Raw genomic sequence first — 22,286 nt, forward strand, 5'->3', positions numbered from 1 at the left:
GGACGAAAATGTGAAATACGACGAGTCTGTTCGGCATTGCCGACTGGAAATGGCTGCGGAGTGGAATCGGCGGTGTGACCGTGGAATAATACCGACCGACATTTTGTGTCGCATGCTTCGAACTGAATAGCTCGGCCGTATTACAAAGCCGGTTTTCTGTAAACGCTAACCAACGCCCCGCCATCCCTTCCACCAAGGCCAATCGATGAACAAGACCTTTCTGATAGTGCTCACCGCCCTGCTGCCGCTCACATTTGCCAATGCTGGCGAATGGGCTCGTTTTCGTGGCCCCAACGGTACAGGAGTTGGAAGCGGCGACATTCCTGTTGAGTTTTCTGAAGCCGACTTCGACTTCAATGTGAAACTACCGGGCGGCACGGGATGCTCGTCGCCAGTTGTCTGGGGCGACAAGGTATTTGTACTCAGCGCCAACGCGGACGACGCAACTCGCTACGTCTGCTGCTTCCATGCGCTTACCGGCGAAAAACAGTGGCAAAAGGAATACGAGTCGAAACCGCATCACCTGCACACTCGCAGCAGCTATGCATCGTCAACTCCCGCCGTCGATGAAGAACGAGTGTACGTGGCGTGGTCGACACCGGAGGCTGTGACGTTCAAAGCGTTCACTCATGATGGTGAAGAAGCATGGAGCCTCGACCTGGGCACGTGGCAAAGCCAACACGGTTTTGGAGCGTCGCCGATCATCTACAAAGATATGGTAATTCTGCACAATTCTCAGCAGGCCAACCAACTGGATGCGGGGGAGAAGCCCGGCGAAAGCTTCATGATGGCATTCGATCGCAAGACGGGTGACGAACAATGGCGCACGGAACTGGTGTCTAAGAATGTTTGCTATTCGGCGCCGTTTATTCGGCAGTCGGCCGACGGCAAAGATGAACTGATTTGTTGCAGCACCGGCAACGGCATCTTCAGCCTTGATCCGATGACGGGACAAAAGAATTGGGAAGTGAACGACAAGTTGTTCAAGATGAGAACTGTGGCCTCACCGATCGAAGTGGGCGGGCTGATCTTCGGCAGCAACGGTTCTGGCGGGTATTCGTCGAATTATGTCGTAGCCGTGCAGCCGGGCAGCAACGGCAATGTTGTTCACAAAATTGCGAACAGCGGCAAGTTTAAAGCTCCGTATGTGCCCGGCCTGATCGCTGACGGCGACATGGTTTACTGCCTGTACGACCGCGGCTACGCAAGTTGTTTGAATGCGAAGACGGGCGAGATCCTATGGATTGAACGAACAGGCGCTGCCTTCTCAGGGTCGCCCGTGCGAGTTGACGATCGCATCTACTGCGTTGACGAAGTCGGCATGGTATGGGTCATTGCTGCGACTCCCGAAAAATACACTCTGCTGGCAAAGAACGCACTGGGTGAAGAAAGCAAAGCCACTCCGGCGATCGCCAATGACCGATTATATCTGCGAACCGACTCGCGACTGATCAGCGTTGGCGGCAAAAAGGCGGCCGGTTCATAGCGGACAGTGCTGTTCGGTAAATCGGTCTTATGTCAACGTTACTTCGAATCGTCGTCGCCGCCACCGTCGCGCTGATGCTTATCGCTGTGGTCTGGTCGTGGTCTGCGGGCGGTATCGTTGCCGCCGTGTTGTCACCTGAAACGACCTCGGAAGAAAAGCTGCAGCGACTTCAGCAGTTCTTTGATGACTTTGGAGTGTGGTCGCCGCTGGTGTACGTCATGTTCGTCACGGTCGAAGTTGTCATCGCCCCGATTCCCGGCCTGATGCTATATGCGCCGGGCGGAATTTTGTTTGGCCCGCTTCTCGGTGGGAGCCTGGCTTTGATCGGCAACGTGCTGGGAGCCGGAATCGCGTGTTCAGTCACGCGATCAATCGGCGGCAGTTGGCTGAGCCGCTTCTTCGCCGAAGACAAGCTGGAACGAACTCAAACACTGATCGAATCTCGCGGTGGCTGGTTGGTGTTCCTACTGCGGCTTAATCCGCTGACGTCGTCGGACCTTGTCTCTTACGCCGCCGGGTTCACTCGGCTGCCCGTTTGGAACGTGATGATCGCCACGGCCTTCGGCATGGCTCCGTTGTGCTACGCTCAGGCATGGCTGTCGGAAGGGCTGATCACGGCGTACCCGTGGCTGATCTACCCACTGATTGCAGCGTGTGCTGCGTACATGGTGGCGGTCGTTGTCGTCGTGAAAAGGCTGCTTCTGGTCAAGCCGGCCGTGTGATCTGGTTGAGTGTTCCACTTCCGGCAAGCGATCGTTCGGCCTTGAGTCAACTGCAGCATGTCACCGTGAACGAACCGTGAGGACTTCGGGAACGAACGCGGCGACACACATTCGATGCTTGCCGCGTCGATTGGGGACGTCACAGACGTTCAACGTGATGATTGATGACAGCGTCGGCCAGGTTGGTTGAGCCTTCGATTCGCACGCAGTACGCTTGCCTGTCTGGTAAATTAAGTCTGCGATGGCCGAACCGTGCGACGCATGAATCACGCGACGGGCCGCGTTCGTCACAAAAAGCTTCAACCACAAGGCAACCTATGCTGCTCCGCCTTTCCCCGATCTTACTGATGTCATCGATCGTCACAGCAGACGAACTTCAGATTCCCGCTGCAACGGCCTACCTGAATCCAGACACAAATGGTGTCCGTGTTTCTGCCGACGATGGAATCACTCGGTGGAAAGGATCAGACGTCAGCGTGGCGTGGTACGGCCAATTCAAAACAACAGGCAAAATCACCGCGCAGCTGAAGCTGCAGGTACCTGCTAATTTTGAATCAAAGCTGAGGCTCACAGTGGGCGATCAGTCGCACAGTGTGGCGGTCCAGGGGCAGGCAGATGCGACTGAGGTTGACTTCGGCGAATTTGAAATCGCAACGGCTGGTTATCATTCGCTGCGGCTGGAAAGCCTGAACAAAGCAAACCAGTCGAACGGAGATATTGTGGCTCTGGTGCTGAGTGGCTCTGCGACAAAGGGGGCTCACTTCAACCTGAAACCGCGTCGCAACGCGGCTTCGGTGCACTTGGCGTATCCAGTGCCGGATCACGTGAAGGTTTCCGCTTTCTACTGCGAAATGACGGGATTGGAGGACCCGCTGTGGACGTACTACATGGCGTGCGGCTGGCATCGTGGCTACTTCGGAATGCAGGTAAACAGCCCGACCGAGCGGCGAATTATCTTCAGCGTGTGGGACAGTGGCAACGAAGCGATTGACCGTCAGAGAGTGGCGGCGGCTGATCGAGTGACTCTTGTCGCGAAGGGGGACGACGTGTATTCCGGCGACTTTGGCAACGAAGGTACGGGCGGCCACAGTCACCTGAAGTTCTCATGGAAGACCGGTGAAAAGCAACGATTTCTGGTAACTGCCGAACCCGTCGATGAAACTCATACAATCTTCGCCGGTTACTACTTTCGGCCCGACACGAAGCAGTGGATGCTGATCTCAAGCTGGAAAGCACCGAAGGAAGGGAAGCGGCTGCGAGGCTTGTACAGCTTCAGCGAAAACTTCGTGGGCCGCAACGGACAGCTCGTCCGGAAAGCACTGTACGGCAATCAGTGGATTCGAACTTCAGACGGTAAGTGGCTGGAACTGACGACCGCAAAATTCAGTCACGACCCCACCGGCAAGGAAGATCGCCTGGACCGCTTTATGGGCGTGGAAGACGGCCAATTCTTCCTGTCACACGGCGGCTTCGTCGACGGCTTCACCAAATTCGGCACCCCGTTCACTCGACCCGCAACAGGAAAATCACCGGCCGACATGGAGCTACCCGAATTACCGCCCGTTGTTCCGTAGGTGTCTTGGAATGGGTATTGCTCAGGAATGAAGTCGCCCGGATCACGCAACAGAAATTCGGCATTTCCACACAACCGGGATTCTGCACCCAAGATGAATCCCACTGTGCACTGGTTCGGTCGATAAGACTGCGACTGATCGGCAAAGGGGGCAGTAACATTTTTGAGATCGTCGCCCTGAAGTACGAGAAGGCGGGGAAGCGTTCGGTGAACGGTCGACGTGTGTTGCTGGTATTTATCGACCTCCCAGCTGAAAATTGGTGTGGCATTCGAACCACCAACTCGATCGAAAGTACGTTCGCCCCGATCTGTCTCAGGCGCCGAATGCTGATCGCTGGCAATCGGACGATGGGACCATGACGTTCAGGATAGCCGAAAGTGGCACAATGCGGCACGGCGCTTTCTGTCGCCGTTCCAAGAGCACTCGTCCACATGGACCTGATTCTCATTAGCACTGAACCCAAGAGTTCACGCATTCCAATGGAATTTTGGATTCACGCGCCCGCGCGATCCAGCGCACAGATCACGGTGACCGGCATCGATCCAGGGCCGAAATCAGGCTGTGATTGAGAAACAGGCAAACTACTAAAAAATCCTGTAAAAAAGTGGCTGGATTTTGCGAAGATTGCCGATACACTTCCTCACCCTCGCACGGGGAAAGAGCCTGTGCGACTCAACACCTAACAGTTTCAGCGACAAATCGCGTTCAAGAGCAACGCCATCAATACATTGTCGCGGGGTGGAGCAGCCTGGTAGCTCGCGAGGCTCATAACCTCGAGGTCGTCGGTTCAAATCCGGCCCCCGCCACTATACCTCATGAACTTCTCATTGTAGAATTCATGAGGTTTTTTATTGGTCAATTCCTGCTGAAACCTACGCTTAGGTTACCTGCCGAAGGTCGGCAGAGCGGCACAAAGCCCAGCGCAAAAGGGTAATGCTAAGGGGTAAGTCCCCGGATCATACCCTTTTGGCTACTCCAGAAGGGCTCGTGTCATGCCGCGATTATTTCACCGTCCTCCGAAGTATTGCCTCCACAAAGGTACAAAACAGGCCGTCGTTTCCCTCCATGGAAAACGGATTTATCTTGGCCCGTACGGATCTCGAAAGAGCCATCAACGGTACCAGGAAATCCTGAAACAGTGGGAAGCGGAACGTGATGGGAGGAAGAAAGCATCACCGTCGACCGCCGAATCGAATTCTCCGAAGATCTCGCCCGCCATGCTGCGAGAAAAACGACTGGCGGGGAGTCCCCTGACGATCAACGAACTCGTATTCGTCTACCGGCAGCATACACATGAATACTATCGCAAGAACGGCAAGCTGACGCGCGAGGCCACGATCATCGACGATGCAATCCGCTATTTGAGAAAGCACCACGCCACCACGTACCTGCACGATTTCGGCCCCGTGGCACTCGATGAGTTGCGCAAGGGCATGATCGACGATCTCGACTGGTCACGGAACCACATCAACAAGCAGGTCAGTCGTCTTGTGCGAATGTTCACCTGGGCCGCTGAGAAGGAGCTCGTAGAAGCGTCGGTGGCGCTCGCTCTGAAAAGCTTGGCGGGATTGAAGAAAGGTCGCACGAAAGCACGCGAGACCGCCAAGGTCGAATGTGTTGATGACAACATTGTCGACGCGACATTGAAGCACCTTCCACCAATCGTCGCGGATATGGTGCGGCTGCAACGTCTGACAGGAGCTCGTCCCGGAGAAGTCTGCAGTCTTCGACCAATGGACCTCGATTGCACTGGTGACGTGTGGCTCTACATTCCGGATGAACACAAGACTGAGCATCACGAGAAGAATCGCGTCGTTGTCCTCGGTCCAAGAGCGAGAACGCTGCTGAAGCCTTATCTCGAACGTAAGCCAGATGCATACTGCTTTTCGCCCGCGGAGTCAGAACAGCTTCGCCGGGAACAAGCGGCTGCGGCTCGAAATACTCCCGCACACTATGGTAATCGTCGTGGCACGAACCGTGTTGCGAACCGAAAACGGGAACCAGGTGAACGGTATACCACCGACAGCTATCGTCGTGTCATTCACCGAATCTGCCTGAAGCACAAGATCGAAAAATGGGCTCCGAATCGCCTCCGTCACACATCGGCAACAGAGATTCGAAAACGGTTTGGGCTGGAAGCAGCACAGGTCATCTGCGGACACCAATCTGCCGATGTTACCCAGATCTACGCCGAACGAAATCTTGAGCTGGCACGAAAAGTGGCCCGAGAACTCGGTTAGGCAGGAGCTTTCCGGTCAGACACCAGCTTCGTTGAGCGCATCCTCAATCGCAGCACTCGTTTCATCTACGTTTGCCGGATCGGCTTTTCCAGCCGTATGGGCGTTCAGAAATCGCCCGAGCGCTTCGACCGTGGTGTAGCGGACGCCGCCGACGAGTAATGACTCAAGGCGGCGTCCTCTTGCGCCTTTGGTGACCCAGCGATACACAGTCGAATAATGAACTTTTCGTCCTTTCCGCCTGGGAATATGTGATGGAACTTCAGCCAAGGTTATGGCGGATTCCTTTTTCAGGTCAATCATATCAGTACCTCAAAACAGTCGTCGTTCGACCTGGTTGCCGTAGACGATCCATAGGGAGTTGGGGATTTCTTCTCGTCCGTAGAGTTCGAGGTAAGGGCCGGGACTGACCTGTCCGATGAGTTGACGAACACGCCATGGTTTCCGGCTGTGTCTGGTACGGCGGGCGAGGAGCCAACTAGCAACGGTTCGGTCGGTGAAGCACAGCGAGCTGCGGACTCCGAGGAGGAGAAATTCTTATGTGGCATGGCTGATTATGTTGCCTCCTTTGGTCTCAGCTTTGATTGCGAGGGTTGTGGGTTCCCGGACACCACATAATATTTGGTCGCTTCCAACTCATTTTCACTTTGGAGGCACGACCATGTTTGAGAAGATTTACAAGAGAAGGTTCGACATCACCCGTCATGAGAACGGTCCATTGGCGGAAGAGCGGAAAGCTTTCCTGCAGAAATTCGATGAACATGAACGTCCCAGTCAGAACCGCTTGGTCATCGTTGCCTGCTATTTGCTTTTGATTACAGAAACTCTTCGACTTGCGGAGCGTGGTGACGAAAAAATCGGATTGAAGGAGATCAAGGAGCAGGCCGCACTCTGGTCCACGCGGAAATCAAACCGTTTTAAAAATGGTCCTTATTCTGATTCAGCTCGACAGCGTTTCATCAGATGGGGAGTCCGCTTCCTGGAATTCCGCGGACGCTTTGAACCGCTACACGTTCCGTCTACGCCCTATGACGATTGGCTTCATCAGTACGAAACGTTCCTCAGGGAAGAACGCGAACTAGTCGAAAGCACCATCGACGCGAGGTGCAGAGATGTCCGGCGATTCCTTCATCGCCTCGATGTTTCCCCGCAAGACTTCGCCAGCGTCACAGTCGATCGCATTCAACGAACGCTCATTGGCCAACTGGAGGAAGCCAATTGGAAACGCAACACGATCCAAGGGTTTGTCGCTGCACTGCGTGGATTCTTTCGCTATGCCGAACGGAACAAGTGGGCTCCGCCGAGGCTTGCCGAGTCTATTGACTCACCTCGTGTCTACCAGCACGAATCCATTCCGATTGGGCCTAGCTGGGAGCAGGTGCGACAAGTCATCGCCACAACAGACGGCGAAGGGCGCTCCAACCACCGTGATCGAGCGATTCTACTGCTACTTGCGGTTTATGGCTTTCGCGCGGGTGAAGTTGCTCGGTTGACACTGGATAGCATTAACTGGCACGACGAAGTGCTGACGCTCACCCGAGGCAGGAATGGCGTCACTCAATTGTTTCCGCTCTGCCGTCCGGTCGGAACCGCGATCGCTGAGTATCTGAGCGAAGAACGTGCATCCTCGATCCATCGGTCGCTCTTTTTGCAGTATTGGCGTCCGCTTCCTCTGTCATCGCATAGCGTGACACGCATTGCGTTGAAACGACTGACGGCAGCAAACATCAAACTGCAACGCCCCGGTGCGCACGCTTTCCGACACGCATGTGCAAGTCACCTGCTGCAGCAAGGTCTTACGATGAAGGAAATCGGCGACCATCTCGGTCACCAATATCCCGATTCGACTCGAATCTATGCCAAGGTGAATCTCCCGCAGCTTCGTCAGGTCGCGAATCTGGAATTGGGAGATGTGCTATGAACTTGAAATCGTACGTCGAACAATACGTTCGTTACCATCAGTCATTAGGCAAGCAGTTTGAAACGCAGTCGAGACTCTTGCGAGCATTCGTCCGCAAGTTCAATTCCAGTAAGACCGTCGAGACACTCACTTCAACAGAAGTCGAGGCCTACATCCGCGAGTCAGGGACGTCGCGGTATTGGTACATCAAGTACAGCACGCTGGAACCGCTCTTCCGATACGCGCTTGCTCGTGGAGATATTCAACGGAATCCATTACCGCCCGATCCACCAAGGCGAGGACCGAAACTTCAGCCGTACATCTACTCGAAAGCTGAGATTCGCAGGCTCTTGCAGGCAACGGCACGCTACCAGAAGTTTCCGGGAACCCTGGAGCCGATCACCGTCCGCACTCTGATCTTGCTGACCTACGGTGCAGCACTGCGAGCTGGTGAAGTTCGACGACTGAATCGCAAGGACGTTTTGCTCGATGATTCATTGATCACCGTGCGGGACACAAAGTTCTACAAGTCTCGGCTGGTTCCAATCAACGAACAAGTGACCGAAGCAATGCGGGCATATCTGCACCGCGATTCCGCATCTCAAGCTGATGGCGATGCCCCGGCATTTACAACACGAACCGGCGGTCGCATGGCAACTTCGACGGTGGCTGGCCACTTCCGACGTGTTTGCGCTGCAGCTGGAATTCGTCGCGACGATGATGGTCGGTTCCAAACGCGACTACACGACTTGCGGCATAGCTTCGCAGTTCATCGCCTGGTGCAGTGGTATCGCGAAGGCCAGGACGTGCAGGGCTTGTTGCCACATCTATCGGTCTTTCTCGGTCACACACAGCTTGCTGCCACGCAAGTCTATCTCAGTATGACGCCGCAGTTGCTGCAGGAAGCGTCACAACGATTCGAAACATACGCCTTCCCGGAGACATTTCATGCCTGAAACGAAAAACCTTAGCCCCTGGGTTCGCCAATTCCTGGTGGACTATCTTCCTGTCGAACGCAACCTCGCTCGGAACACGCAGAAGAGTTACCGAGATACGCTGCAACAACTTCTTCCGTTTGCTGCAAAGCGAAGTCGCAAACGAATTGATCGCCTGCAGATTGAGGACTTGTCACGAACGAATGTTCTCGAGTTCCTCAGCTACCTCGAAGAAGAACGCGGTTGCAGCGTCTCGACCCGCAACCAGCGGCTTGGTGCTATTCATTCGCTGGCCAGGTTCATCTCAAGTCGGAATCCAGAGTTCATCGAGTGGTACGGCGAACTCGCAACAATTCCGGTGAAGAAGCGAACGCGAACGATGATCGCGTACCTTGAGAAAGACGAAATGGATGGTTTGCTCGGCGCCCCAGACCCATCGACTGCGCAGGGACAACGTGACTTCGCCGTTCTGCTGTTCCTCTACAACACGGGTGCCCGGGCAGATGAAGTGGCGCAACTTCAGATCAGCCAAGTCGTGCTATCGGACGGACAGCAATCGCTTGTCAAATTCCGAGGCAAAGGAAACAAGGAACGAACTTGTCCGTTATGGAAACGAACAGTGGATACGATACGTCCGTTGATCGAAGAACGCGATCCTTCTGAGCGAGTCTTCCTCAACCGCAACGGTCAACCTTACTCACGATTCGGCATCAACGGGCTCGTCAAACGAAACGCCGTCGAAGCAGTCAACGTCTGTTCAACGATCTCGAGCAAACGCGTCACCACTCACGTGATACGCCACACGACGGCAACTCACCTGCTTCGTTCCGGCGTCGACATCAACACGATTCGAAGCTGGTTGGGCCACGTCTCTCTGGCAACGACCAATGTTTACGCCGAAGTCGACTTGGAAATGAAGGCCAAGGCACTTGCAACCTGCGAAGTCGAACCTGTTACGAGCGACGTCAAACACTGGAAGGACCAACCGGATCTGATGGAATTCCTGCGGTCACTGTAGCGAGAATTATGTGGCCAAACCGAAACGAAACCGATGCAAAAATAGAGGTCGACTATGACAACACAACATAATCCGCGACACCACATAAGAATATTTATGTGATCGATCACATAAAAATTCGTGGGAGACGCGCCAGTAGTTGCCCATTCCCAGTTGCGGTTTGACCCAGACGAGGCAGGACTTGTACTGAAATCCCCGTGCTTCCATGACTTCAAAGGCTTCGCGCAGAAAGGCGTTGGTGGTCCAGAGGTGAAGAAGGGCGTTGTCATTCACAAGCTCTCTGACCGGTTCGTCGCAAATCTGCTGAACGGTCATCGTGGAATAGTGATTGTTGGCAGCTCCGCGCGAGACGGGGTTGGAGTACTGCCAGGGTCGGTCCGCATAGACCGTCGAGAAACGGAATTCGGAATCGACCAGTTCGCGCAGGTTCTCCACGATCGACGGAGGTCGATTTTGTTCTACCTGTTCACGCTCGTGGGTCGATTCGTGCATGTCGCTTGAACCAGTTTCTTCGACATGGACGACGGCTACTCGCCGTCGTGGCTGCCGGACTCGTGATAGATCCAGGAATGGGCCAGGTCGGCGGCTTTGGCGACGAGTGGCAGGTCATCACGCCCGAAGCGGGTGGATTCCTTCCAGACGTCGCCGTTGCGATACAGTCGGACGATGCTGACGGAATGGCGTTCGCCGGATTTGGTTTGGTTGCGCCAGATGCTGGCTTTGATGTAGCCAAAGCGGATCACATGGGCGGGCTGAGTCATGGGAGATCTTTCTTCTGCTGGGTGAGGGCCTTCCCGCGAATCGGCTGAATGGCGGATGCAGGAAGATCGGTGGACTGCCAGACATGATCGTTGCACTGCCAGAACGGAATGCCGGCTGAGGCTGCATGATCGGTAATCACCTGCAGCACTGCGGGGCTTCCGTGATTGCGAGCAATCCACGCGGCGTAATCGAAACAGCTGGTCAGATGCACGAGGTTTCGTTCGCGCCGTTGCAGTCCGTGCTGCAGAATCTGACCGGCCAGTTTCTGTGACGTACCGTGATACAGGACGTGGGGTGGCGTTCGACGTTTGCCGGCGCAGATGTCAGGAATCGTGTGTCCGTAACGTGCTCGTACAAGTTCCTGGTCATCACTGATCTGAAGACGGCGACCGCCGTGCAGTTCACACTGGCGCTGCAGGTCATGGATGGTCCAGTCCCGCCAGAGTTCAAATTCCAATGCTCGCCGGTTGATTCGCTGCAACAGGTCTTCGATGGCCACCCACCCGTCCGGGTCAATCGACAGTGATTTGAAACCGGCACCGTGGCGGAGTAAACGGATGACAAACCGGTAGACGCGGTGCACAGTCAGGACTCGGTTGTCGCGACTTCGTTGCCGCAGGTGCTGGAAGAAGGTGTGCAAACGGTGCCGTGAAGGTTCCCGCGATATCGCTTCCAGGAGCCGTTGCGTGCTGCGGCGGCGTGGCTGTTGCAAGACCAGCGGATGGCCACCAGTCCGAAGCCACAGGCTGCGGGAATTCAGACCCAATCTGCTGCTGCAGTGTTCTTGCGATGTTGTTCGACCACGGAGGATTCTGTCCCAAAGCTTCTGCAAGACACGCGACTTGGTGGTCTGCAAGAACAGAAGCGAGCAGTGTTGCCACGCTTCGCCGCAGCACACCGCGCACGCGAAACGGCGGCGTCGCTTGTACCGGAGGCAGCGTGGTGGCTCCGCAGCGGGGACACTGTTCAACGCTGGCCGGACCGAACCATTTGGCGGTGCAGCGAGCACAGGCCTGATAGATGGCGGGGCCGTTCATCCAACACGCCCTCCGCTGATCGTGGTCCATTCCTCATTAACCGGTTCGGCATTCGAGGTGAGATCCAGATAGGGACCGGAGCTCAGATGCTGAATCAGTTCGACCAGTGCCTCATGACTGAAGCCTTCGCTGGCCAATCGTTGATATTCCGACGACGACAGCGGCGTTAGCGCCGGCGTACCGCGGCTTCCCACCAGCAGCAATTGCTGAGACCACGGTACCTCAACTCCAGCCGATTCCGGATTTAACTCTGCGCTCCATGGCAGGCAGAATGCATACGTAAAGCCCCAAGCTTCCACCAGCTGCAGGGCCTGAGGCAACCGGTGGTCCGGAGTGAGGAAATGCAGATGGCTGCTGGGCGTCGCCAGTTTTCCGACCGGCTGGCGGCAGAGATCGTCGACATTCACCGCCGTCCCAAATCCATGCTCCGCTGCGAATGGATTGGCCAGCAGCGTGGCAAAGCGTGATGAAGACTGTAAGAGCGCCTGCAGCGCCGGAGACGTGCGCCCTCTGGATGCCGCTTTGCTCTTCGCTGGCTGCTTTGGTCCCAGCAGTCGCAGGCAGGCGGCCGTCGAGCATTCGCGTCCCGCATCGAGGCATTCTTTGACGTAGGTCTGAAACCGGTCTTCCGGCACGGCGGCAATCCGCTGAAGCCGAGAGGAATCAGATTTTGTGATGCCCACATCCTGCAGACGGATTTGTGATTCCGGGTTGTCCTGATCGTCGTCGGCACTGTACTGATTACCCCGTGAGGCCTTCGCCAGCGGCAGTTGCTGCAGCAGCTGGCCAAGTCGACGTTCGGAACGCAACCGCAGAGCCGACGCTTCGACCACCATCTCGCGTCCCAGGCGAGCTTTCTTCGCGTAAGACCGGACCGCTTCTGCCCGGTCCCGTACGTCGCGAACTTCTTCCACGGTGCAGGCTTCCATCAACGCGGCATGCGCCTGATTGAGCAAAGCCAGCTCCTGCGGCTGACCGTCCGTTGTATTGCTGATCGTAATTTCCGTCACGGTGTGTCTTTCAGAAACGCAGTGCCGGACAAATGTCCGACACTGCTAAAGCAGGCACCGGCCTGCAGCGGGTTTGAGCTAACGCTCAGAACAGAATGTGCCGCTCTCGTTGTTCGCTTGCGGAGAGATTTCCCCTCCGCGACCAACGGGAGCAACTTGGCGGCGCGACGTTCCACGTCCTGCCACTCGCCACGCCACCGGGGCAAGGGCGAACGCCCTTGTTAGTAGTCTTCCGGAAGCAGAACAGTTGTGGAGGACCGGTCGGCTTCCGTGATGACCCAGAACTTCGTGCCGTCGCTGGCGTGGTACACCGACAACAGTCGAAAGCCTTCTCGCAAAGACAGTTCGTTCTCCTGCCGGTCTTCGTCGCAGACGTCACCCCAGTCACCACTCAGGTGCCGACTCAGGGCATTGCGAATGTCATCTCCGTTCAACCGCTCCTGCGCGTTGCAGGTGATGTAGATCGAACCGAAACGAAAACGTTGTCTGCGAATCACAATGGGTTTGCACATGATGTTTCTCCTTGGATAAGGTCAGTCGAAGGAACAGCACGGGGCTTCTGACTGACTGTTTCGTTCCCCGTCTGATGAGCCGATATCGATGACGTCGGACCAGCACACGGCGGCGGAAACGGAGGCATGAGCGTTCGCCAATTTTGTCGCGTCCAGGCGGGACGGATGATGCGATGCGGACATCGCAGAAAAGGAACCAACGGCGGTGAAACCGTTGATTCCCACTCGCGTTATGCGAGGCCGATCAGTCTGAATGCGTAGCGCAGAAAGATGAACGACATAACACCGATGACGGCCATCAGGACGTCCCGGCTGCTGGGCCATGGTTCAGGATCCGACAGTCCGAATTGTTTCGGCTGTCGATTGGGGTTGAACAGGATCTGGGCCAGATGAGTGCCCTTGTGTCCAACACCAGTACAGGTCTGGATAAAATCCGGTAACCTGTCCCCTTTGATCACGTACAGACGCCCATCGTTGGCCTGCACCTCAATGCGGTGCAACCGACGGTTGAGGACCTGTCCGTTCTCAACATGAGTCCAGCGGGTAAAGTGTTCTTCCTTGTGTTTGAGTGCCATAACGGCCTCCAGTTTGTGACTTCTGCTTACAGCAGAAGCTGATTATCCATAGACAGTGAAGACCGCACGCGATCACCACTGTCAGCGGCTGGAGTCTCTTCGAACAGGAAGAAAAAGGAGTTCGAGACACGCTCGAACTCCCCGCTGATAAAGTCAGCGAAGATGATTGCGGACACGCCACAATCGTCGATTCAGAACACGTCTGAATCCTTCGTCAGTTGATTTACACTCCCGGACGAAAGAGGGAGGATGAGGATGATTTCGTTGTTGTCCGTCCAACGGCCCGCGTGAACGGACGAGCTAATCTTTGCCGAACAGCCGGCGTCGCAGTTCAGCCAGTTTGTCTTCAGTCATTTCATCGGGAGATGCTGCCACGGGGCCTGTGAGTCCCGGATGTGTGGTGGGGACGACCGTGTGTGCGTTGGGTTCCGGCCAGAACGGTGCCAGCTCGATGGTGTCTCTCGACAGTTCCGGCCATCTGGTTTGAGCTCGTTCCTGATACTCCTGTTCCGTCATGGTGAAGTCCACCTGAACCGGGAACGCTCCTCGATAGCTGGTGTAGCCTTCCGCACGCCCCATACTCATGATGCACTGTCGCGGATTCCGGCTGATGTCCGCGATATCTTCGGCGGACAGTCGCGGGCCGACCTCCTGCGTGATGTCGATCACGGGTTCCGGCTCCCGTGCCGGATCATAGACGGCATGGGCCATGTTCACGATGCCGTCCTGCACGTGTGAAGAGAATTGTTTCCAGGACGCTCCGTAGTAGCCCGTCTCACCACTGATCTTCATCAGATGACGGATCGATTCCGGGTCACGTGCCGAGAAGTACTGTTGACTGACCGTGTTATCCAGCACCAGCTGGCGCAGATCTGCTCCACCAGGCGGTGCCAGTTGTGAGAGTGTCTGCAACGCCAGGGTAAACGCAACACCATGCGAGCGGCCCTGCGTCATGATGGCCGGAAAATTCTGTGCCATGACCATCTGAGCTTCATCAATGATGAGATGAACGCCCGGTTGTCGGCCGGTCCGGTCAAACAGGTCCATGGCCGCGCTGTCAGCCGAGTAGATGGCCAGTCGTGCGATTTCGCCGACGGTGGCCATGTCGAGAGTCCCGATCAGGTTGAAGTAGATGACCTGCTTTTGAGCCAGCACATCCGGCATATGAATCCCGTTGCGGATGACATGGGGATTTGCGGGGTGAGCGGGTGACAGGTTCAGCTGTTCAAACTGAGCCAGATTGGAGATAACAAAGGCCAGATGTTGAGCCGCCTGAAACTCTTTTTCCGTAGCCGCGATGCGACGCAGCACGGTTTCTATTTCGCGGAAAGAGAATGGACGGCCGGCGGGAGAATTCTGATGAATGTCTCGCAGAGCCTCCTGAAACAGCATTCTTGATGACATGCTGAACCACGCTCGCCCATAGTCCGCTCCATGATGCATGTTCAGTGACATCATGAACTGACCAACGATCTGCGGCATCGTGAGTCGCGTCAGTTGGGCCTGATTGACGGGATTGAAGATGTAGGTGGAATGCAGCGGCTTATTGGTGAACCACTTGAATTTGGCTCCGACACGTTCGGCTTCCCGTCGGGCCGTTTCAAACATGTCCTGATCACCTTTGCAGTCGAGGATGATGACGGCGCCGTCACGGCGACGAATCAGCTGACCGATTTGCCCGAGCAGACCAAGGGCCGTTTTGCCGCTTCCGGTCGCTCCCAGGATGAGCTGGTGTTCAAACAGCAGTTTGCGATCCACAAGAATCGGAAAGCCACTGTCGGGGTGAATTCCTTTGTAATAGCAGGACTGCTCGATTGCATTGGTGCTGTAACGCAGGCGGTCGTTGTAGCCATCGAAGGCGGTCCACGTCGGATCCAGCAGCGGGGAATCCGGCGTCTGAAACAGACGCCGATACTGCCAGATTACCGGCCCCGTCAGATTCAGGATCGTGAGTAACATCAGCCCCACAGCCAGTGCTATCAGCAACGCGTGGCGGAGAGTCAAAACCAGGATTGTTGACGGTGGCAGTTCCTTGATAACAGACGCATGACACAGCTCGAGCCCGGTCATGGAAAAGGCGAGCACGAGTGCATTCCCCAGAACATAACGGCGACGGACGGTTGAAGAACCGAAGGGGCTGCGCCACACATTCGGCGGAGCATCGGCCGGGATGTCCACAAACAACCAACGACGCAGATATTCGATCGCTGCCGAAAGGACGCCCGGATAGAGGAGTTGATTGGCCCACAACATCAGCAGCTGCAGGCCCCACAATCCCGCCATCAGCCGCAGCGACGCGGAGGCTGGGTCATAGCGTCGGGGATCCAACAGCGCGAGCACAAGCAGCACCACCCAAAAACTGCGACAGATCAGTCCCCAACCGCACCGCAGTCGTGACAGGAGGTCGGCTTCTTCAGCGTCCCTGGCAACATCTGCGAGGCGAATTCGCGTCACGAAGCGGTCTCGCCATAACAGTCGTCCGAGCATCATCAATCGATGGGGAACCCGAGGATGTGCGGTAATCCATGACACGGAATTTTCGGCGATTCGCTGCGTCAGGATCAGAAGGCAGAACAACCACCCCATCAGTTGAGAGGTCACAGCAATCCATTCGACCGAACGTTTCAACACAGCCACCGTCAAAGCACCTGTTGCGGCAACCACGATCGCAAATCGGATACCGGCCCGGATTGCCGCCCATTCACTGCGTGGACGCAGCCGTGCAACCGTGACGATGACGCCGCCGAGTAGACTGCCGACTACGATGACCGTTGGAGAAATCGTGGTCAGACGCAGGAGCCAGAGAATGATGGACAGAAACCAGACCGCTCCCGCGAGGCGACCAAACCAGAACACGAACAGTCCATCACCAAAGACGATCCCGCGATGACGGAAGTTAAGATCACACGGGCCGCCAGGCAGTAGCTGGCTGTCCACAATATCGGCGCGTTCCCGAATGTTGCGTGGTGCGAGGGTGATGGTCATTGGGGCGACCTTCCGTAAATGATGTCGTGCAATCCGGGCACGGATCGTGATGTCACGGGAAAGGCGAGAGACGGGAGTTTCGAATCTGCCGTGTGAAATCGAGCCAATTGTGTGGCCAGATTTCGGTGCAGCATGTCGGGCAGCGTATGGTCATAGCTGCGACGACGAGAAGCGTTGATCGTGAGCAGTGTGACTTCGAACTGTCCGTCCTGAATCAAACTGTCGAACCAACCGTGCATCAGAAAACGCCGTAGCGTCTGCTGCAGGCGTTGGGCAATTCGCAGCGGACGACCCCCGAAATCAAACGCCAGATAGCCCAGCCTCTGCACGGTCGACGTGCGACGCTCTTCTGTCTTCGTGGATGACGTTGGTTCGATGCCCGACTGAGTACGAAAGTAAAACCGGCCCTGCGGCAGGCGGTGGCCACGAACCGGAAACAGGTCCGGAAAATCGTGGAGGTTGACCAGACGCAAGTCTTCCTCAGCGAGGAACAGAAACCACTGCAAGGCAAATTGACGGGCAGTGGCATGCAGCCCGAGTGTCCGGCAATCGTAGGACTTGTGTCCCACAAATCGGGCTCCCTGCGGCGTCAGCTGGTACCACGCCCGGCGACCGTCCAGCGGTACAGACTGCACCACCTGGTGCGGTCCTGTGGACAGGCGGCGCAGCGTGGAACGCACGGCTTCCACTTTTTTTTCGGCAAAGAAGCGGCGATGCAGCACGTCGACCGTGGCCGAATGAAATTCGGCCAGATGGTTCAGGATCCGGCGGTCGCGACCGGTGATTCGACGGGTACGGCGACGAGGCATTACCAGATCTCCCAGGGGTACGGCTGCCATGTGCGATGGAAGTCTTCCAGCCGTTTGCGCGAGTACTGTCCGCCGAACTCCATCACCTTTAGAATGTTGTCCCGACGATCCACGAGGAGCGCATCCGGCACCTTTTTCTTGACACCGGAAAACCGGCGGCGGACAATATCTTCTCCGTACCAGATCACTTCTGACTGGTAGGGCCGGGACGAGACGTACATCGCTGTCGTTCCGAGATCATGTTCGATCTGCAGAGGCTGGCGTCCCCAGCCGCTGACACCTGCTGTCAGGTGTGCAGCTTTGGGGGCGGCCCAGTTCACGAGACGCGGCCGACGACAGGCTTGATTCCGTCTGACGAGAGTCAGGGAATCGAGAGCAGGCGTTTGGTCTGTGGAGAACCGACACGGTTCGCGGTGGACAGCTTTGCCCGTTCGAACAGACTGCGATATGCTGAGAGACTGCGTAGGGTGACACGGTTGACGAGGATTGATTTCCCCGTGGTCCGTGTAACACGAGGACGAAGAGCACCGGCCGTTGTTTGTGTGCCGCACGAACAACTGCCACGCCAGAATTGCGAAGTTTGGTTTTGACTGATTCGGGGACCAGGAGCACAACGGTTTCGACAACACGGGAACGGCCACGTTGATCCGTCGACGATGGATCCAGCCGTCCTTTGTCAGTCGTCTGAGAACGGCTGACGCGTGTCCGGGTATGGACTGATCGTTCAGCACCTGCTGAATCTGGCTGTCTGTCGCCGCGCGCACGTGCCACGTCAGCAGTTCCAGGATCGCCAGTTGGATTTCTGTGATTCGCATGGACAAGTCCGTGTGATTTCTTTCGTGACCGAATCCGTTCAGAGCCATTCCGGGTTACGAGGTGTGTTTCGTTTGTGGCCAGGCAAGTCACATGTGATTCCCACCCACGCGCTACGTGCGGGTGAGTTTGTCTCACCTGACACTCGACACCGATGGTGGCGTGATGAGAGTTCGACTCTTCATTGCGCGAGCCTGTGCTGCTGCTGTTCCCTGTTGATTCGAGACCTCAGTCTGCGAAACAGTGACGGTCCGTCCGTCGCTCGCGTCCCTTGAGTTCTCCCCGAGACGCACGCATTCTGCGCGCAGTCGCGTGTCACAAGCGATGACACAACCGGGCAGAACGGGACACAACCGGGAACATTTTTCTGAGTTTCTGGCGGCAACTCGCAAACTGTAGCCGCCCTCTCCTCCACGCTGTGAGAACTCGAAAGGTGTGTCATGCGAACTCCTGATGGCTTCGTGATCGCGGATAAAGCTCTGATCCTTTCGCTGATTCATGAGAGTCAGCTCCGAATGGCAGATTTTAAAGCTGCCGGAATGGACCCCAGACTGGTCCGCAAACTTCGGAACGGCAAGCGGGTTCAGGAAGCCACTCTCGCTAGATTCCTCGCCGTCCTGGGCCTGCCCGTGGGAGGCGAAGTCTGGCGCAACTTGATGTACGGCGACACGTCGCAGCCGGACTCGAAAAACGTGGTCTGTCTGGCATCCTGGATTGCCGAAGGCCCACCTTCGGAATGGATCACGGCCGGCAACGGTCTGCAGTATCGCATCCAGATGCTGAAACACTGCACGACCGCAGGGCGCCGTGGTCGCGGGAAATGCTATGACCTGAGTCAGTTCAGTGATGCTGATCGCGAGCGCATCGAACCTGCTTTGAAACGACATCCGGATGTGCTCGAACGACTCCGGCGTCATCGGTCCTTCCCGGACCGAACCGACTGTGGCCTCAACGGTGCTCACCACTTCTGGGTGGTCGACGATTACGACGATAGTTTGACACTGACCGAGTATGTGCAGCAGGAAGCGATCCATGGCGCCGGTCTGCCGCTGAAGGAGACGCTGAACATCATGAAGCAGGTCGCTCAGGCACTGCGAGTACTGCACCAGCGAAAAATCATACGGCGGGGACTCACCCCCGATTCCATTCTGATACAGCCTGATGGCCACGTCCTGCTGACGGACCTGGAACTCTGCAAGCTGCTCGGTGAACACCCGACCGTTGTTCCCGAAAAGTTACCGAAGAGTCCATGGCTGGCACCGGAGCTGGGCGGTATGCCGTGGTCTCAGATCCCTGACACAGAAGCATGGGAGGCCGTCGACGTCTATAGCTGGGGCAGAATTTTTCTGTACGTCGCTACGGGAAAAGTGCCGCCGGAAAGCCTCAATCGGATGTGCGATGTGATTCCGATGTACCCGCCCGAGATTCAGGAAATGCTGGGCCGCGCCACCTTTGCCGGCTACCGAACCCGTCCCTCAATCTCTGAGGCCCTCGGCGCATGGGAGCGGATGGGCCGTATTGCGAATGAAAACCACCCGGCAGACTGAGCGTCGGCAAACCATTCCTGTCTTCTCTCTTCGCAATCTTCATTCGGAAAGCACGTTATGACGACTGACACCGTTCCTCCCTACCGGCCCGACATTTCCTCCCTTCTGGCGCAGCCCCACGATCCCTGGCTGGGAGCCCATGAACTCAGCGAGTACACGTTCTGTGACCGCGCCGGACTGAACACGACACACCTCGAAGCGGCCGATCACGGTCAGGATGACAATCATGTTCCGCCCCTCGACTATCAACCGGAATACGATCCTGACGCCATTCAGCGGTACCTGCACGTCTACAGCGTCCGCGTGGTGTCATGGGGCATGGCCTGTATGGTGATGACCCTGTTGCGCGCGACCACCTTTCAAAATAACGGGCTCACCTGGCTGATGGCACTCCTGTCCTCCGCCGGTTTTCTGATCCTTGGCATCTCGGATGCCGGACAGCTGCTCTTCTGGTACCGACAATACTGGCGTTCTCGCATGGGGGATGCCACGCTGCCCGATCCTGTCAATCCGGAGCCGGAAGCCATTCACTGGTGGCACTTCCATCGAGCGGGCTTCGTCAGTGCGTCGACGGTCGGAGGGCTGCAGGACGACGAGCTGCACCTGGCAGGCCAACCCTTCAAACTCCTGCAACGCGGGAACGAATACGTGCCCGTGTTTCTGAAACGTGGCGACAGCACGCGCCTCTTTCCACAGCACTTTGTACGCATCGCCGTCTACTGTCTGCTGCTGCAACGTCAGACCAACGGCATCGCTCGCTATGGACTCGTGCTGAATGCAGGAACCTTTGACTGCGTGGCGATCAAATTCAACCGGGAGTCGTTTGACCTGCTGAGCCTGAACCTGATCGATGCCCGCCGGACGGCTCGTCACTACCGGGAACTCGATCAGTCACCGCCTCCGCCCAAACCGTACCTGTGCCGCAAGTGTCCATTCGGCAAGCCTCTGTCGGTGGACACGGCCGAATCACTGATCCAGAGAGAACAAACCGGACTGGTCCCCCGAGCGAACATTGGCTCCGATGGAAGGCGGTACCACGCTCACTGCGGAGACCGCTTTCACTGGATGCCGCCACACCAGCAGGTGGTGGAACTGGGGATCCCTCACTGACAACACGACACTGCCGAATGGACTGACGGCCCTACTCGATCGAACTGATGTCACGTCCACGATTTCGCAGAGTGCGCAACATCTTTAACAACTGGTCAAACAGCGATCCCTTTCGCGAGCTCTCGGTCAACTGACGGAACAGCTGCTCCGTGGCGGACATCCAGGCGGCGTCCGTCGCGAAACGCTCCTGCGGATCTGCTGCCAGGACCTGGTCCAGAAAGCGGCTCAGGGAACCAGTGGCGGAATGGGAAATGGAATGGTAACGCAGAATCACGTCCGTCGGTCGTTCCCAGAATGGCTCAGAATCCGGATTCGCAAAACACGCGGCTCGCCCCCCCAGTCGATCGAAAGGCAGTTCGCCGGTCAGCATCACGAACAGCAATAAGGTGGCGGAAAACTGATCCGATCGCTGATCCCCGATCTTCCCCAGATTGATCTCCGGTGCCGCCCACAAGGCGCGAAATCCCTGCGTCTGGCGTTGGGACATCGCGTCCAGTGCATGCCAGGCGGATCCGTAATCGATCGGAATCAGCCATTTTGAGCGGCTGCCCATCACAAAATTATCCGGATGGATATCGCCGTGCACCAGTCCGGTCGTCCGATGAAAGCCACTGAGCGCTCGAACCAGGCCGCGGTACAGTCGCAGTGCTTCGTGCAGACTGACACGACGACGACTTCCTGTTTGTCGCCGCAGCCATTCGCTGAGTGATTCTCCCGGAATCCACTGAGAGACGATCAACGTCATGTGATCGCGTCGCTCGCAATCGATGATCGCTGCCGCAAACGGATTGGCATCTGTCAGCTGCTGCAGGACACGGAGTTTCTGCCGCGACAGGCGTTCGGGCAGCACCTGCAACGAACGCAGTTCCCGCAGCGTCTTCTGACCGAGCTCGGAAACCAGCCAGCGTTCTTCGCAACCTCGATCACAGTCGTCCCTGACAATGGACGCGGACCCGCGTCGACTCAGCAACTGCAGCAGGCCGTACGTGCGGTGACGCACCGTGATCCGGCCCTGCACTTGATACCGGCGACCACGAAAACGGAAGGTCGAATTCTGATGACTCATGTTCAGCTCCTTGACTCAGGTGACGCGAACAGAAATGGGCCGGGATCGTGAACGAGTTGACGACATCCGTCAAATTTTCTTTTCGGTTGTGTCTGCCCGTGACAAACGCTCCGGCTGCCAAAGACACGTCGCAACGTCCCGCGAGGAATCGGCCCCTCAGCGCACGTCCGTCTCATAAGTGGACACAA

22 protein-coding genes and 1 tRNA gene are annotated in these 22,286 nt (G+C 56.6%); 10 read left to right on the forward strand and 13 right to left on the reverse strand.

Annotation, left to right across the window (positions count from 1 at the left end; all coding sequences use genetic code 11):
- Window positions 1-205: 205 nt before the first annotated feature.
- Together Fuma_RS30150 and Fuma_RS30155 are read left to right on the forward strand one after the other, a co-directional pair.
- Window positions 206-1,486 (forward strand): outer membrane protein assembly factor BamB family protein, encoded by a 1,281-nt coding sequence (locus Fuma_RS30150; protein WP_077027388.1) that lies wholly within the window; start codon window positions 206-208, stop codon window positions 1,484-1,486.
- A 29-nt stretch (window positions 1,487-1,515) separates the two neighbouring features.
- Window positions 1,516-2,208, forward strand: coding sequence for a TVP38/TMEM64 family protein (locus tag Fuma_RS30155; protein WP_077027389.1), 693 nt, complete (start codon window positions 1,516-1,518; stop codon window positions 2,206-2,208).
- A gap of 60 nt (window positions 2,209-2,268) precedes the next feature.
- On the opposite strand, the gene Fuma_RS30160 is transcribed toward Fuma_RS30155, so the two are convergent.
- Window positions 2,269-2,499, reverse strand: a complete 231-nt coding sequence (locus tag Fuma_RS30160) for a hypothetical protein (RefSeq protein ID WP_145944460.1) — start codon at window positions 2,497-2,499, stop codon at window positions 2,269-2,271.
- Window positions 2,500-2,555: 56 nt separating this feature from the next.
- On the opposite strand from Fuma_RS30160, the gene Fuma_RS30165 reads away from it, so the two are divergent.
- From Fuma_RS30165 to Fuma_RS30180, 3 genes are all read left to right on the forward strand, one after another.
- A complete protein-coding gene (locus Fuma_RS30165) occupies window positions 2,556-3,782 on the forward strand; it encodes a DUF3472 domain-containing protein (RefSeq protein ID WP_218922327.1) in 1,227 nt (408 codons plus the stop codon).
- A gap of 732 nt (window positions 3,783-4,514) precedes the next feature.
- Window positions 4,515-4,588: transfer RNA gene (locus Fuma_RS30175), tRNA-Met, on the forward strand.
- A 186-nt stretch (window positions 4,589-4,774) separates the two neighbouring features.
- Window positions 4,775-6,022 carry a tyrosine-type recombinase/integrase gene (locus Fuma_RS30180; RefSeq protein WP_077027393.1) on the forward strand — a complete coding sequence of 416 codons (1,248 nt, stop codon included), beginning with the start codon at window positions 4,775-4,777 and terminating at the stop codon, window positions 6,020-6,022.
- 15 nt (window positions 6,023-6,037) lie between these two features.
- Here the strand turns inward: Fuma_RS30180 and Fuma_RS30185 are convergent, their stop codons facing one another.
- Window positions 6,038-6,322 (reverse strand): DUF1580 domain-containing protein, encoded by a 285-nt coding sequence (locus tag Fuma_RS30185; RefSeq protein ID WP_077027394.1) that lies wholly within the window; start codon window positions 6,320-6,322, stop codon window positions 6,038-6,040.
- 358 nt (window positions 6,323-6,680) lie between these two features.
- On the opposite strand from Fuma_RS30185, the gene Fuma_RS30190 reads away from it, so the two are divergent.
- Genes Fuma_RS30190 through Fuma_RS30200 form a run of 3 tightly spaced genes read left to right on the forward strand, consistent with a single transcriptional unit; the run spans window position 6,681 to window position 9,872 of the window.
- A complete protein-coding gene (locus Fuma_RS30190) occupies window positions 6,681-7,940 on the forward strand; it encodes a tyrosine-type recombinase/integrase (protein ID WP_077027395.1) in 1,260 nt (419 codons plus the stop codon).
- The gene (locus Fuma_RS30195) at window positions 7,937-8,875 is read left to right on the forward strand and encodes a tyrosine-type recombinase/integrase (RefSeq protein WP_077027396.1); all 939 of its coding nucleotides are present in this window, start codon (window positions 7,937-7,939) and stop codon (window positions 8,873-8,875) included. The genes Fuma_RS30190 and Fuma_RS30195 overlap by 4 nt, the downstream gene beginning before the upstream one ends.
- The gene (locus Fuma_RS30200; protein ID WP_077027397.1) at window positions 8,868-9,872 is read left to right on the forward strand and encodes a tyrosine-type recombinase/integrase; all 1,005 of its coding nucleotides are present in this window, start codon (window positions 8,868-8,870) and stop codon (window positions 9,870-9,872) included. Before Fuma_RS30195 ends, Fuma_RS30200 begins: the two co-directional genes overlap by 8 nt.
- Before the next feature lie 6 nt (window positions 9,873-9,878).
- Here the strand turns inward: Fuma_RS30200 and Fuma_RS30205 are convergent, their stop codons facing one another.
- The 10 genes from Fuma_RS30205 to Fuma_RS30255 all read right to left on the reverse strand — a co-directional run bounded on the left by Fuma_RS30205 (window position 9,879) and on the right by Fuma_RS30255 (window position 18,377).
- The gene (locus tag Fuma_RS30205) at window positions 9,879-10,364 is read right to left on the reverse strand and encodes an MT-A70 family methyltransferase (protein ID WP_218922328.1); all 486 of its coding nucleotides are present in this window, start codon (window positions 10,362-10,364) and stop codon (window positions 9,879-9,881) included.
- Between the two features lie 35 nt (window positions 10,365-10,399).
- The gene (locus Fuma_RS30210) at window positions 10,400-10,633 is read right to left on the reverse strand and encodes a hypothetical protein (protein ID WP_077027398.1); all 234 of its coding nucleotides are present in this window, start codon (window positions 10,631-10,633) and stop codon (window positions 10,400-10,402) included.
- Complete coding sequence (locus Fuma_RS35500; protein ID WP_158521188.1) at window positions 10,630-11,217, reverse strand: RNA 2'-phosphotransferase; 588 nt, start codon at window positions 11,215-11,217, stop codon at window positions 10,630-10,632. The genes Fuma_RS30210 and Fuma_RS35500 overlap by 4 nt, the downstream gene beginning before the upstream one ends.
- Window positions 11,147-11,671 (reverse strand): hypothetical protein, encoded by a 525-nt coding sequence (locus tag Fuma_RS35505; RefSeq protein WP_158521189.1) that lies wholly within the window; start codon window positions 11,669-11,671, stop codon window positions 11,147-11,149. Before Fuma_RS35505 ends, Fuma_RS35500 begins: the two co-directional genes overlap by 71 nt.
- Window positions 11,668-12,681 (reverse strand): methyltransferase-A70 family protein, encoded by a 1,014-nt coding sequence (locus Fuma_RS30225; RefSeq protein WP_077027401.1) that lies wholly within the window; start codon window positions 12,679-12,681, stop codon window positions 11,668-11,670. The genes Fuma_RS35505 and Fuma_RS30225 overlap by 4 nt, the downstream gene beginning before the upstream one ends.
- Before the next feature lie 221 nt (window positions 12,682-12,902).
- Complete coding sequence (locus Fuma_RS30230; protein ID WP_077027402.1) at window positions 12,903-13,193, reverse strand: SH3 domain-containing protein; 291 nt, start codon at window positions 13,191-13,193, stop codon at window positions 12,903-12,905.
- Between the two features lie 230 nt (window positions 13,194-13,423).
- On the reverse strand, window positions 13,424-13,768 hold the full coding sequence (locus Fuma_RS30240; RefSeq protein ID WP_077027404.1) for a hypothetical protein: 345 nt from the start codon (window positions 13,766-13,768) through the stop codon (window positions 13,424-13,426).
- A gap of 300 nt (window positions 13,769-14,068) precedes the next feature.
- Complete coding sequence (locus Fuma_RS30245; RefSeq protein ID WP_077027405.1) at window positions 14,069-16,753, reverse strand: type IV secretory system conjugative DNA transfer family protein; 2,685 nt, start codon at window positions 16,751-16,753, stop codon at window positions 14,069-14,071.
- Entirely contained in the window at window positions 16,750-17,562 is an 813-nt protein-coding gene (locus Fuma_RS30250) for a hypothetical protein (RefSeq protein ID WP_077027406.1), read from the reverse strand. The genes Fuma_RS30245 and Fuma_RS30250 overlap by 4 nt, the downstream gene beginning before the upstream one ends.
- Window positions 17,562-18,377, reverse strand: coding sequence for a hypothetical protein (locus tag Fuma_RS30255; protein WP_145944461.1), 816 nt, complete (start codon window positions 18,375-18,377; stop codon window positions 17,562-17,564). Before Fuma_RS30255 ends, Fuma_RS30250 begins: the two co-directional genes overlap by 1 nt.
- 438 nt (window positions 18,378-18,815) lie before the next feature.
- Here Fuma_RS30255 and Fuma_RS30260 point away from each other — a divergent pair, with 438 nt between their 5' ends.
- Both Fuma_RS30260 and Fuma_RS30265 read left to right on the forward strand, forming a co-directional pair.
- Entirely contained in the window at window positions 18,816-19,922 is a 1,107-nt protein-coding gene (locus tag Fuma_RS30260; RefSeq protein ID WP_077027408.1) for a protein kinase domain-containing protein, read from the forward strand.
- 57 nt (window positions 19,923-19,979) lie between these two features.
- Window positions 19,980-21,032, forward strand: coding sequence for a PD-(D/E)XK nuclease family protein (locus Fuma_RS30265; RefSeq protein ID WP_077027409.1), 1,053 nt, complete (start codon window positions 19,980-19,982; stop codon window positions 21,030-21,032).
- A gap of 31 nt (window positions 21,033-21,063) precedes the next feature.
- On the opposite strand, the gene Fuma_RS30270 is transcribed toward Fuma_RS30265, so the two are convergent.
- Window positions 21,064-22,098, reverse strand: coding sequence for a protein kinase domain-containing protein (locus tag Fuma_RS30270; protein WP_077027410.1), 1,035 nt, complete (start codon window positions 22,096-22,098; stop codon window positions 21,064-21,066).
- Window positions 22,099-22,286: the final 188 nt, after the last annotated feature.

Source organism: Fuerstiella marisgermanici, from assembly GCF_001983935.1.
Classification (GTDB): Bacteria; Planctomycetota; Planctomycetia; order Planctomycetales; family Planctomycetaceae; genus Fuerstiella; species Fuerstiella marisgermanici.